The sequence below is a fragment of the Deltaproteobacteria bacterium genome (assembly GCA_029210625.1).
Classification (GTDB): domain Bacteria; phylum Myxococcota; class Myxococcia; order SLRQ01; family SLRQ01; genus JARGFU01.
Genome location: JARGFU010000004.1, coordinates 50,015 through 62,008 on the forward strand (window position 1 = coordinate 50,015; position 11,994 = coordinate 62,008).

Genomic DNA, 11,994 nt, shown 5'->3' on the forward strand with positions numbered 1-11,994 from the left:
CGGGTGCCTCCTAGCTGGCCTTGCCCTGGGGCGCGCGGGGGGCGGACTTCGGCGCGTCGCCGCCGTCGCTGCTGCTCGTCGCCGCCGGCGCGTCGTCCTCTCCGGCCTCGGCCGAGGGCTCGCCCTGCACCCGCAGCTTCATGCCCGGGACGGCCGTCGGCAGGCGGCTGACGATCAGGCGCTCGCCGATCTCGAGGCCAGCCTTCACGTAGACCTTGTCCTCTTCCTTCCAGATCGGGTCGATCTTCCGGGTGACGAGCTCGTCGTCGGCGCCGACGAGGTAGACGGCGCTGCCGTCGCGCAGCGCGGCGCGGGGCAGCTCCACGACCTGCTCGAGGGTGCCCGCGTCGAGCTCCACGCCGACGAAGGCGCCCAGGAGCATCGGCAGCCCGCTCTCGCCCGGGGGCAGCTCCTCGTCGCCCCGCTCCAGGCCGAGGGGATCGTCGATCTCGACGAGGAGGCGGGCCATCTGGCCGGCGGGGTCGAGGTCACCGGCCAGGCGCAGCACCCTCCCCTGGCGGACGATGCGCGCGTCGCCGACGTCCTGGGTGATCCGGGCGGTGGCGCCCGCGCCCTCGGCGGCGTTGATGCCGGGGATGGCGATCCAGGCGAGGTCGGAGACGGGCACCGAGACCTGCACCCAGAAGTGGTCGGTGCCGGCGAGGCGGGCCAGGGGGGCGCCCGGCCCCACCAGCTGTCCGGCCTCCACCGACTCGCCCAGGACGATGGCGTTGAAGGGCGCCCGGAGCGTGGTCTTGGAGACGAGGAGGTTGGCGCGCTCGAGGCCGCTCTCGGCGGCCACCAGGGCGTTCATCGCCGTGCGCAGCTGCGGCTCGCGGCGGGCGAGCTCGGAGGCGGTGCCGCCCCGCAGGAGCTTCACCTCGCGCTCGGCCACCGTCTTGCGGCCCTTCTCCACCTCCAGCTCGAGGCGGGAGCGATCCACCGCGGCCTTCTGGGCCTCGGCCGCCAGCTGGTAGTCGCGGGGGTCGATGCGCAGGAGCACGTCGCCCTCGGGGATCCGGCCACCCTGCACGAGGTTCTCGTGAAACTTGCGCACCCTCCCGGAGACCTCGGCCTGGAGCGAGAGCTCGCGGGCGGGGACGACCCGCCCCTGGGCCTCGACGTGGATCGGGTGGTTCTTGCGCTCCACCGGCTGCACCACCACCAGCTCGCCGCGCTCGGTGCGGGGCTTCTGCTTGGGCTTGGGCCGGGTGGCGTCGAGGTAGGCCTTGATTCCGAAGCCGCCGGCGAGGACGCCGACGACGAGGGCGATGCGGACGATTCTCTGGAGGGTCATGTCTCTAGCCTTCCTTGTGACTCGGGACGTTCTCGCTCTTCGCGGCCGCGGCGGCCTCCTCCCGGACGGGCCGGTCGAGGGCCGCGGTCCAGGAGCCGCCGAGGGCCCGGTAGAGCTGGATGCGATAGGAGAGGCGCTGGCGGCGCGAGGCCAGGAGCGCCTGCTCGGTGAGCTGGTTACCGGTCAGCGCGGTGAGCACCGGCAGGTAGGTGTCGATCAGCCCCTGCTCGTAGCGCACGCGCGCGTCCTCCAGGGCCCCCTGCGCCGCCTGGAGGGCCTTCTCGGAGTGGCCGATCTGCTCCTCCTGCGCGCGCTCGAGGACCGCGGCGCTCTCCACCTCGAAGACGGCCTGGACGAAGGTCTGGGCGAAGGCCGCGGCCTTCTCGTCGACCACCGCGCGGTTGCGATCGGTCTCGGCCTTCAGGCGCCCGGCCTGGAAGAGGGGCTGGGTGAGCCCGGCCAGGAGGTTGAAGAGGGGCGCGGAGAAGAAGTCCTCGAGGCTGGTCGGCACGCCGCTGGCGCTCGGGGTCTGGAGGCTAGCCGAGGCCGAGAGGCGGATCGAGGGGAGGCGGTCGGCGATCGAGGCGCCGAGGCGGTAGTCGGCGGCGACCAGCCCGCGCTGCGCGGCGCGCACGTCGGGGCGGCGCACCAGCAGGTCGGAGGGCAGACCGGTGGCGGGCAGCTCCCCGACCTCGGGCAGCGCACCGGTCTCGGGCGGCACGTAGCCGGTGGGGACCCTGCCGAGGAGGACCGCGAGCTGCTGGCCGGCGACCTTCGCCTGTCCCCGGGCCGCGGCGAGCTGCCCCTCGGTGTTCGCCACCTGCTGCTCCTGCTGGTGGAGGTCGAGGGCCGAGGCCAGGGCCGAGTCGAAGCGCAGCTGCAAGAGCTCGAGGTAGGTGCGGTTGGTCTCGAGCTGCGCCTCGAGCAGGGCGATGCGCTCGCGCTGCATCACCAGGTTGAAGTAGCTCTCGGCCAGGCTGGCGGTGAGGGTCATCGCCGTGGCCTCGAGGCTGTCCCGCATCGCCGCGGCGTCGTGCGCGCCGGCCCGCGCGCGGTAGTCGTTCTTGCGCAGGTAGTCGAGCTCGTAGGCCGCGGAGATCGAGGCCGAGACGGCCTCCTGGGTCCGGGCCTCGTAGGTGATGCCGGCGGTCGGGTTCGTGGGGTCGAAGGCCGGGATCTGCAGGCGGCGCTCGCTCACCCCGACGTCCATCTGCACCGCCGGGAAGCGGGCGGCGCCGGCCTGGCGGCGGATGGCCTCGAGCTGATCGAGGCGCGCCCACATCTGCTCGAGCTGGAGGTTGCCCGCCAGGGTCTCCTCCATGAGGGCGTCGAGGGTGGGATCGCCGAAGGCCTTCCACCAGCGGTCCGGGGCGGGCTCTCCCTCGGTGGCCGAATCGAAGGCCTGCGGGAGAGGCAGCGCCGGCGACGGGGCGGTCTCGACCTTGTGCAGGGCGCAGCCGGCCGAGGCGAGGGGCAAGAGGAGCAGGAGGGCGAGCGAGCGGGTGTTCTTCATGATGAGGCCTCCTCCGGGTTCGCGGCGCCGGCGGGGAGCTTCAGCTTGCGGACGACCTCCAGGTAGGCCTCGGGGTCGAAGCCGATCCCGATCACCGACTGGAAGAGCGCCCCCTGGAAGAGCGCCATCATCACCGAGGCCACGGCCTGGGCGTCGAGGGTGGGATCGACCTTCCCCTTCTCCTGGAGCGTGTGGACCAGGCCCTCGAGGTTGGAGCGGACCCCGGTGAGCATCTTGCGGACGGTCGCGGCGATGCGCTCGTTGCTCATCGCCTCGCCGGCGAGCTCGACCTGCATCACCCCCGGCCGCGGCGCCCCGCTCTCCTTCGCCTCGGCCATCATCCCGTTGGCGAAGGCCGCGACCGAGGTGAAGAGATCGTCGAGGCCGGCGATGCAGCCCATCGCCCGGCTCTGGGCGGCGAGGTGCCACTCCGCGAGGCCCTCGAAGATCGACTCCTTGGAGTCGAAGTAGCGGTAGACCGCGCCGGGGGAGAGCGCCGCCTCCTTGCAGATGTCCTGCACGGTGGTCCGGTGGTAGCCGGTCCGGCTGAAGCAGGTCCGGGCGGCGTCGAGGATCTGCTCGCGTCGGGCCTCGAGGTAGTCTTCGCTGACCTTGGGTGCCATGGGTGCCTCTAGTGAAAGCCCGGGGGTCGAAAAGTAAAACGAAGGGTCGTTCTTTTTTATCGAGAGGTCAACCCAAAAAAAGCGAAGCGTCGTTCTTTTAAAAACCGATCGAATCCAGGGGGTTGGATCCGCCGATCCCTTCCAGTTTTTTTTCTAATTTTCGAATATTCGGTGTTGACCGAATTTTGGGGGTGACTAGGGTTGCCCCCCAGATGGCCGGCACCCTCGATCCCCAGAGACTCCACCAGCACCGCCTGGCCGTGGCCGAGGCCATGGGCGCCACCTTCGAGCCCTTCGGGCTGCCCCGGGCCGCCGGCCGGATCCTCGGCTGGCTGACCGTCTGCGATCCGGCGGAGCAGAGCGCCGCGGACATCGGCGGCGCCCTCCACCTCGCCCCCTCCACCGTGAGCACCATGGCCCGCACCCTCCTGCAGGCCGGCTTCATCGAGCGGGTGCCGATGCCCGGGGACCGCAAGCGCTTCCTGCGGGCCCGTCCCCACGGCTGGCTCGAGGCGATGTACGCCGAGGCCGACGCCTGGCGCCGCCTCGAGACGCCGGTCGGGGTGCTGCGCGACTACCTCGCGGACCACCCCGGGATCGCCCGGGAGCGGCTCGACGAGTTCCACGACTTCATCGGCTTCTTCGATCGGGAGATCCCCGCCCTCATCGACCGCTTCCTGGCCGAGCGCCGCAGCAAGAACAACGAGGAGTCCTGATGGGTGCCCTCACCAAGATCGCCTGGCGAAACCTCTACCGGCAGGGGCGCCGCACGATCATCACCGCCACCGCGATGGCGGTGGGGTCGGCGCTCTGCATCGCGGGGGTCGCCCTCACCGACGGGATGTACAACGACATGTTCGACTCGCTGGTGACGGCGAGCATCGGGCACGTCCAGGTGCACCACCCCGACTACCCCAAGCAGAAGTCGCTCTACGAGACGATGGATCAGGAGGCGGTGCTCGCGAAGATCGACGCCCTGGGCGAGGAGAGCGCCCTGCGCGGCGCCGCCCCCCGCGCCTACGGCTTCTCCCTGCTGGCCAGCAAGAACAAGGCCGGCGGCGCGCGGCTCCAGGGCATCCTCCCCTCGCGGGAGAAGACGGTGACCGAGGTCCACGAGGAGATGGTCGAGGGCGAGTACCTCCCGGACGTCCCCGAGCAGGGCATCCTCCTGGGCGACGGCCTGGCCAAGACCCTCAAGGTGAAGCTGGGCGACGAGCTGGTCGCCGTGACCCAGGCCGCCGACGGCTCGATGGGCAACGAGCTCTATCGCATCACCGGCATCTTCCACACCGGCAACACGATGCTCGATCGGGGCGGCGCGCTCCTCCACCTGGCCGACCTGCAGTCGCTGCTCGCGATGGAGGGGAAGATCCACGAGGTCTCCCTCCAGGCCACCGATCGCGCCCACATCGACGCGCTGACCGCCGCGCTGCGCTCCGCCCTCCCGGAGGACGAGCACCTGGTGCGGGACTGGCGTGCCGTCGATCCCCTCATGGGGCAGATGCTCGCGATGCAGGACGCCTCGGTGTGGATCCTGCTCGCCCTGGTCTTCTCGGTGGCGGGCCTCGGCATCCTCAACACCATGCTCATGGCCGTCTTCGAGCGGACCAAGGAGCTGGGCGTGATGCGGGCCCTGGGCATGCGCCCCTACCGGGTCGTGATGCTGGTGCTGATGGAGACCGGCCTGCTCGGCCTGCTCTCGGCGGCGATCGGGGCGGTGGGCGGCGCGCTGCTGACCTGGAAGCTGGTGGTCGACGGCCTCGACCTGACGAGCTTCATGTCCGGAGGCGTGACCTCCATGGGCGTCACCTTCGAGCCGGTCATGTACGGGGACTTCCGCGTCGATCGCATCGTGCTGGTCTCGGGCTTCGTGATCGTCGTCTCGCTGGCCTCGGCGATCTGGCCGGCCTTCCGGGCCGCCCGCCTCGATCCGGTGACCGCGATGAGGGAGGACGGCTAGATGCACAAGATCATCGTGCTCGCGTGGCGCAACCTCTTCCGCAACAAGCGCCGCACCCTCATCACCATGAGCGCCATCGCCTTCGGCCTGGCCCTGCTGGTGGTCTCCAGCGCCATGGGCGACGGCGGCCACAACCAGATGATCCGCTACGGGGTCGCCAACCAGGCCGGCCACCTGGTGGTGCAGGGCGAGGGCTTCCAGAAGGAGCGGAAGGTCGAGATCCTGGTGCCCGACACCGCCGAGGTGGTCGCCACCGCGAAGCGGCTCGCGCCGGACGCGAAGGTGGTGCAGCGGGTCTTCTTCGACGGCCTCCTCACCAGCCCCCGCTCGGCCGTCGGCGTCGCGATGGTCGGCGTCGAGGCCGGCCCCGAGGCCGAGGTGGGTGACCTCGACACCAAGATCGTCGAGGGCCGCTACCTCACCGACGAGGACAGCCAGGGGATCATCATCGGCACCCTCCTGGCCGAGGCCCTCGAGGTCGCGCCGGGCGACAAGGTCGTCCTGATGACCCAGCAGAACGGGGACATCCAGAACGTCCTCTTCCGGGTGACCGGCCTCTTCAAGACCGGCATGGCCGAGCTCGACGGCTTCTACGCCCACGTCCCCCTGAAGAAGGCCCAGGAGGCCTTCTCCCTGGGCACCGAGGTCAACCAGGTCTCCCTCCACCTGCCGGACCCCGACGACACCGACGCCCTCGCCCTCCGCCTGCGCGAGGCGCTGGCCTCCGCCTCGATCTCGGCGGAGGTCCTCCCCTGGCAGGAGGCCCTGCCCGAGCTCTACGAGTTCATCCTCCTCGACGACGGCGGGATGTACGTGCTGATCCTGATCATCGCCATCGTGGTGGCCTTCGGCATCCTCAACACGGTGTTGATGAGCGTGCTGGAGCGCACCCACGAGCTGGGGGTGATGCTCTCCCTGGGCATGACCCCCTGGCAGGTCGCCGCCATGATCCTCACCGAGGCCGTGCTGCTCGGGCTGATCTCGATCGTCGTCGGCTCAGGAGTAGGCGGGCTGATGGCCTGGCCCCTGATCGTCAACGGCATCGACGTCAGCGAGATGGTCGCCGGCCAGGGCGCGGTCGGCGCCGCCGGCGTCCCCATGGACATGATGCTCTACGGCGAGCTCTCGGCGGTGAAGGTCGTCGTCTTCGCCCGCATCACCTTCGGCCTCACCCTGCTGGCCGCCCTCTACCCCACGTGGAAGGCCGCGCGCCTCCACCCGGTCGAGGCCATCCACCACCACTGATCCCCCACCCGGAGTCACCCATGCCACTCGTCGAGACCCACGACCTGAAGCGCACCTACACCCAGGGCAAGCTCGAGGTGCACGCCCTGCGGGGCGTCGACTTCTCCATCGAGAAGGGAGAGTTCACCGCCCTGATGGGCCCCTCCGGCTCGGGCAAGACCACCCTCCTGAACCTCATCGGCGGCCTCGACGCGCCGAGCGGCGGCAGCGTCCTGGTCGACGGCCAGGACCTCTCGGCCATGAGCTCGGGGGAGCGCTCGCGGATGCGCCTGAACCACCTGGGCTTCGTCTTCCAGGCCTACAACCTCATCCCCGTGCTCTCGGCCAAGGAGAACACCGAGTTCGTCCTGCTCCTGCGCGGCACGCCGAAGGCCGAGCGGGAGAAGCGGGTGCTGGAGATCCTGAAGGCCGTGGGCCTCGAGGGCATGGAGGATCGCCGCCCCAACGAGCTCTCCGGCGGGCAGCAGCAGCGGGTCGCCGTGGCCCGGGCCATCGCCAGCGAGCCGGCCCTGGTGCTGGCCGACGAGCCCACCGCCAACCTCGACTCGAAGACCTCCGACGCCCTCATCGAGACCATGCGCGAGCTCAACGAGAAGCACGGCGTGACCTTCCTCTTCTCCACCCACGACCCCAAGGTGATGGAGCACGCCTCGCGGGTGGTGCGGCTGGTGGACGGACAGATCGAGGAGGACCTGCGCAAGTGATCCGGGCGCTCCTCATCGCGGCGCTCCTCGGCGCGCTGCCGGCGGCGGCCCGGGCCGAGGGTGACGCGTCGCTGGAGCTCAACGGTGACGTGAAGAGCTTCACGATCCTCGTCCTCCCCTACGAGCACGCCATCCTCTACCCGAGCGCCGATCCGATGGGGATGGGCGCCCTGGATCTCCGCCTGAAGCTCCACGGGGCCTTCGGAGAGCACTTCACCTTCAAGTTCCACCCCCAGCTCACCGCCAGCAGCAGCGCGATGGGCGCGGGCGGCGGCGGCCTGCTCGGCCGCTCGGGGGGCGGCTCGCCCGAGGCCATCGACCTCTCGCACACCTGGCCCTCGGACCGCCCCGACGCCGCGACCACCCTCACCTTCCGCGTCGACCGGCTCCTGCTGAAGTTCGAGGCCGGGTCGGTCGCGATCACCCTGGGCCGCCAGCCGATCTCCTTCGGCACCGCCTTCTTCTTCTCTCCGATGGACCTGGTCTCGCCCTTCTCGGCGACCACCATCGATCAGGAGTACCGCACGGGCATCGACGCCGCCCGCCTCGACGCCTACGTCGGCGAGAGCACCACCCTCACCCTGGTCGCCGCCTACGCCGGCGCCGATCCGGACGCCACCCTCTCGGACTGGCGGCTCGCCGACGCGGTCTTCGCCGCCCGAGCGGGCACCACCTTCGGGGTCTGGGACGTGGGCGCCTTCGGGGCGCTCAACCACGAGGACGTGGTCCTCGGCCTCGACACCCAGGGCTCGATCGGGCCGGTGGGCGTGCGCGCCGAGGCGACGGTGACGGTGCCCCCCGACGGGGGCAGCGTCTTCTACCGCGCGGTGCTCGGCGCCAACGGCAGCTGGGAGAAGGGGAGCGTCTCCGCCGAGCTCTACTGGCAGTCCAACGGCGAGCTCGAGAGCGAGGACTACCTGTGGCCCTCGGTCGCCCTCGCTGACCGCCTGGAGCGGGGCGACCAGTGGGTGCTCGGCCGCTACTACGCCGCGGCCACCCTCGGCTACGAGCTGCACCCCCTCCTGCAGGGCGGCCTCTTCACCATCGTGAACCTCGCCGACCCCAGCGCGCTCGTCGGCCCGAGCCTCTCCTGGTCCATCGCCGACGAGGCCAGCCTCGACTTCGGCCTCTACCTCGGGGTGGGGAAGCGCCCCGACGACGAGCTCACCCTCTCTCCCACCGGCCTGCCGACCTTCGACCTCGGCTCCGAGTTCGGCCTCATGCCCGCCACCGCCTTCGTCGTCCTGAAGGCCTACCTCTAGATCGATGCGTGACCGTCCGTCGGCCCGCGCTAGGTGGGCTCTCGGTGGCGGGCTGCTGGTGCTGGCCCTGATGGCGATCCTCTTCGTGCTCGGCTCGCGAAGCGATGCGCCCGCGGGCGACATCGAGGGCACTCCTGCCTCCTCCTCGGTGGCAGGCGACCCTGGAGCGGAGCCGGCGGGTGAGCTCTCGCCCGGACCTCGAGCCTCGTCCGTCGCGAGGCCTGCTGCTGCGCCCAACCCCGAGGTGAGCTCGTCACCGGAGCCCCTCGACTGCGAGCGCGAGTGTGGCACCGAATGCATCCTGGTGGACGGCCAGCCCTCCTGCCCCCCGCTGTGTGAGACGAACGCCGACTGCGAGCCGGACGCCCGCTGCTCGCTGCTGATCCTCGAGGAAGGGAAGGCGGCTCGCCGTTGCCTCGACTCCTGCCTGCGCCCCTGTGATCAGGACGAGGGCTGCCCGTCGGGCGAGTTCTGTCATGCGGTCGAGGCCCCACCCGGGCTGATGTTCCCCTCCTTCTGCCGGCCGGACTGCCTGCAGGGCGGCTGCCCCGATGGCGAGACCTGCATCCCGGTCGAGGACGGCGCCCACGGCGGCTGCGGCCGGCCGGACGCCGATCCCTTCGGCGAGCGGGCGGAGCAGTTCGCCGAGTTCCTCCGACAGAGGAACTGAACCGAGAATCGCGATCCTCGGTCCAGGCTACCTCCTCGGTTGGAGAGTGGCCCGGCTCTCTATTCGAGCACCCGGGGCAGCACCCCACCCGGCCGGCCGTGGTGGGGCACGAGATCGTCGGGGGCGCCCTCGCCTGGGGCGAAGAAGCCGGCCCGTGAGGGTGAGTAGTAGAGGCAGCCGAGCTCCTCGGGGGGACGGGAGCGAACGAAGGCTTCTGCCTCTTCGAGGGCCGTCAGCCAGTCCTGCTTGAGCACTGTCAAATCCACGGCCTCAGCCAGGTGCAGGCGGGCGAGGTCTTCCGGACGTACTCTCCCCCGCCTGCGGAGCAGCTCGAGGAGCAAGAGGGGCGTGAAGCCCGGATCCTTCCCGGCGGCGGCCCAGCAAACTGCCCCCAGGGGAAGGATCTCGTGGTGAACCTCCACCACGTCGAGGAGATCACGCACCTCATCCCGACCGGCCAGGGCGAGCACCTTGTTGGTAGCCAGATCGATCGGATGGAGCCGATAGCCGACCCGCTCGTCCCGCACCGTCGGCAAGAACCGCCAGGCCGAGTCGTGGGCCCACTCGACCTTGGTGGCCTGCCCCTCCCCGCGAACCACCGCGCGGACGAAGCCCGGCTGCTGGAGATCGATCTCCAGCGCGTAGCCCTCGCGCTCCAGCAGCTCTGCATCCTCCCGATGCGCGGCGGCGACCCGCTCCACCGAGTCGTTGAAGTAGTCGAGGTCGTTACTGTAGCGGCTGGTGTTCGGCTCGAGGTGCAGCGCAGCGCCCCCGGCGAGGTAGCTATCGGGGCTGCGGTTGGCCGAGAGCAGACGAGCGAGGGTGGCCTGGAAGTCGGTCAGCGGCACAGTCGAGCTCCGATCTCCCAGCCCTCCCGGCCGCCGTGACGCATCAGCTGGTCGGCGACCCAGGGAACCTCGGCCAGGGTGATGACGTGGTCGGGATCGTGGGACCAGAAGCAGCGGGCGTGGAAGCGTCGAAAGGCCCGGCGGGCCTCCCGGACCTTCACCATGTCCCGGGCGGTCTGCGGATCCATCTTCCGGCGGCTCTTCCTGCCACCCTTCCGGCCGATCTCGGCGAAGTAGGCCCGCAACTTCGGATCCATGCCATCATCATAAGCTGCTTATGATGAAATTCAAGTTATTCCATGAATTGAGGAGACTCGACGGCCTCACTCGCCCGCCGACTGGCCGACCCCGGGCATCTGGGCGCTGGCGGGCTTCAGGGGGATGTTGCGCTCGGGGTAGCCCTCGGGGTGGAGCACCTCGGTCTGGGGCGCGGCCTCGTAGCTGGGGATCGTCTGCACCGGGTGGGCCTTTCGCCAGGTCTTCTCGAAGATCCCCTCGAGGACCCTGCCCTTCATGTCCGCGCCGACCGGCAGGCCGAGGTAGTGCAGCAGGGTCGGGGTCACGTCCTCGATCTTGGCGCCCTTCACGGCGGCGCCGGCGGGGACCCCCGGGCCGGCGACCAGCAGCACGCCGTCGTCGAGGTGGTCGCCGCTGAAGGGCTCGCCCTTGAGCTTGTGGGGCACCGGCGCGTTCCCGAAGCCGTGGTCGGAGACGATCATCACCAGGGTGTCGGGGCCGGCGAGGGCCTCGAGCACGCGGCCGACCCGGGCGTCGATGTCCCGGTAGCAGGCGTCCACCACCCCGCCGAAGCGCCGCTTCATCTCGGGGATGCTCACCGGATCGATGCCGTGGGTGTCGTAGCGCACACGGATGTCGGCCTCGCTCTTCTGGAAGATCCAGAAGCGGTGGAGCATGGAGTCGGTGCACTGGAAGTAGACCAGGGCCAGGTCCGCCCGCACCTCGGGCGCCAGCGCCAGGGCGATGGCCTCCACGCTCTTCGCCCGGGCCAGGGACCACTCGATGGCGTAGGCGTAGCGATCGAGGCGGGGGACGGTGGTGTAGAGCTCGTGGCCCTCGGGCGGGATGTCGGCCCAGGCCTTCAGCTCCTCGGGCTTCAGGTCGCCGGGCTCGACGATCTTCGACATCAGCTTCTTCTGCAGGGTCGCCGGCTGGATCTGCCCCTTCTCGCCCCGCCAGAAGGAGCCCTTGATCGTGGTCTGCCGGGGATCGCCCATCAGCTCGATGGGCGCGGCGATGACGCTGCCCTCCACCGCCTCCGCCGGCCAGCTGGGCACCCAGCCGACGATGAGGCTCTTCATCCCCTTCTCGCCCAGGATGTTCCAGAGCGCCTTGCTCTTGCGATCGGCGGTGGTGACGACGAGCTTCTCCTCGGTGCGCACCTCCGGCGGGTTGAAGTAGGTGCTCGACTTGTGGTCCCAGATCCCGTGCTGCCCCGGCAGCTTGCCGGTGACCGCGGTGGTCCAGACCTGCGGGGTGCGCATGGGCCAGATGGTGCGCAGGTGCCCGCGGGTGCCGGTCTCGAGGAGCCGCCCCAGGTTGGGGGTCAGTCCGGCCTTCGCCTTGGGCTCCAGGAGGTTGAGGCTCACGCCGTCGAGGCCGATGAGCAGCACCTTCGGCCTCGCCGGCTCGGGGACGGGCTTCGCCGCGGAGAGGCTCTCGGCCCGGGCCAGGGGCGGGAGGGTGAGGAGCGTCAGGGCGAGCGTGCGGATCAGGATCTTCATCGCGAGCCAGGGTACCCCTCGACGGCTCGAAGGTCAGGGGAGGGTGTCGAGACCTCAGGTGTCGAACGGGTTCTGGTCCCGGGAGATTCGGACTAGGTTCCCCGGCGGGACGAATCGAACCTCTGGAGGG

The 11,994-nt window shown here is 70.4% G+C and carries 12 protein-coding genes; 6 read left to right on the forward strand and 6 right to left on the reverse strand.

Annotated elements, in window-relative coordinates:
• Positions 1-10 precede the first annotated feature (10 nt).
• The 3 genes from P1V51_04900 to P1V51_04910 are packed head-to-tail and all read right to left on the reverse strand — an operon-like array spanning position 11 to position 3,433.
• Entirely contained in the window at positions 11-1,297 is a 1,287-nt protein-coding gene (locus tag P1V51_04900) for an efflux RND transporter periplasmic adaptor subunit (GenBank protein MDF1562358.1), read from the reverse strand.
• 4 nt (positions 1,298-1,301) lie between these two features.
• Positions 1,302-2,810: an efflux transporter outer membrane subunit gene (locus tag P1V51_04905; protein ID MDF1562359.1), complete on the reverse strand. Its 1,509-nt coding sequence runs from the start codon at positions 2,808-2,810 to the stop codon at positions 1,302-1,304.
• Complete coding sequence (locus P1V51_04910; protein ID MDF1562360.1) at positions 2,807-3,433, reverse strand: TetR/AcrR family transcriptional regulator; 627 nt, start codon at positions 3,431-3,433, stop codon at positions 2,807-2,809. The genes P1V51_04905 and P1V51_04910 overlap by 4 nt, the downstream gene beginning before the upstream one ends.
• Before the next feature lie 212 nt (positions 3,434-3,645).
• Between P1V51_04910 and P1V51_04915 the strand changes: the two genes are divergently transcribed.
• The 6 genes from P1V51_04915 (at position 3,646) to P1V51_04940 (ending at position 9,274) form a co-directional block, all read left to right on the forward strand.
• Complete coding sequence (locus tag P1V51_04915; protein ID MDF1562361.1) at positions 3,646-4,149, forward strand: MarR family transcriptional regulator; 504 nt, start codon at positions 3,646-3,648, stop codon at positions 4,147-4,149.
• Complete coding sequence (locus P1V51_04920; GenBank protein MDF1562362.1) at positions 4,149-5,393, forward strand: ABC transporter permease; 1,245 nt, start codon at positions 4,149-4,151, stop codon at positions 5,391-5,393. The genes P1V51_04915 and P1V51_04920 overlap by 1 nt, the downstream gene beginning before the upstream one ends.
• A complete protein-coding gene (locus P1V51_04925; GenBank protein ID MDF1562363.1) occupies positions 5,394-6,638 on the forward strand; it encodes an ABC transporter permease in 1,245 nt (414 codons plus the stop codon). It abuts the gene before it with no gap.
• 20 nt (positions 6,639-6,658) lie between these two features.
• On the forward strand, positions 6,659-7,342 hold the full coding sequence (locus P1V51_04930; GenBank protein MDF1562364.1) for an ABC transporter ATP-binding protein: 684 nt from the start codon (positions 6,659-6,661) through the stop codon (positions 7,340-7,342).
• Positions 7,339-8,604 (forward strand): hypothetical protein, encoded by a 1,266-nt coding sequence (locus P1V51_04935; GenBank protein ID MDF1562365.1) that lies wholly within the window; start codon positions 7,339-7,341, stop codon positions 8,602-8,604. Before P1V51_04930 ends, P1V51_04935 begins: the two co-directional genes overlap by 4 nt.
• A gap of 244 nt (positions 8,605-8,848) precedes the next feature.
• Complete coding sequence (locus tag P1V51_04940; protein ID MDF1562366.1) at positions 8,849-9,274, forward strand: hypothetical protein; 426 nt, start codon at positions 8,849-8,851, stop codon at positions 9,272-9,274.
• 59 nt (positions 9,275-9,333) lie between these two features.
• Here the strand turns inward: P1V51_04940 and P1V51_04945 are convergent, their stop codons facing one another.
• The 3 genes from P1V51_04945 to P1V51_04955 all read right to left on the reverse strand — a co-directional run bounded on the left by P1V51_04945 (position 9,334) and on the right by P1V51_04955 (position 11,864).
• Positions 9,334-10,122 carry a hypothetical protein gene (locus P1V51_04945; protein ID MDF1562367.1) on the reverse strand — a complete coding sequence of 263 codons (789 nt, stop codon included), beginning with the start codon at positions 10,120-10,122 and terminating at the stop codon, positions 9,334-9,336.
• A complete protein-coding gene (locus P1V51_04950; protein MDF1562368.1) occupies positions 10,113-10,379 on the reverse strand; it encodes a hypothetical protein in 267 nt (88 codons plus the stop codon). Before P1V51_04950 ends, P1V51_04945 begins: the two co-directional genes overlap by 10 nt.
• 66 nt (positions 10,380-10,445) lie before the next feature.
• Complete coding sequence (locus P1V51_04955; protein MDF1562369.1) at positions 10,446-11,864, reverse strand: alkaline phosphatase family protein; 1,419 nt, start codon at positions 11,862-11,864, stop codon at positions 10,446-10,448.
• Between the last annotated feature and the right edge of the window lie 130 nt (positions 11,865-11,994).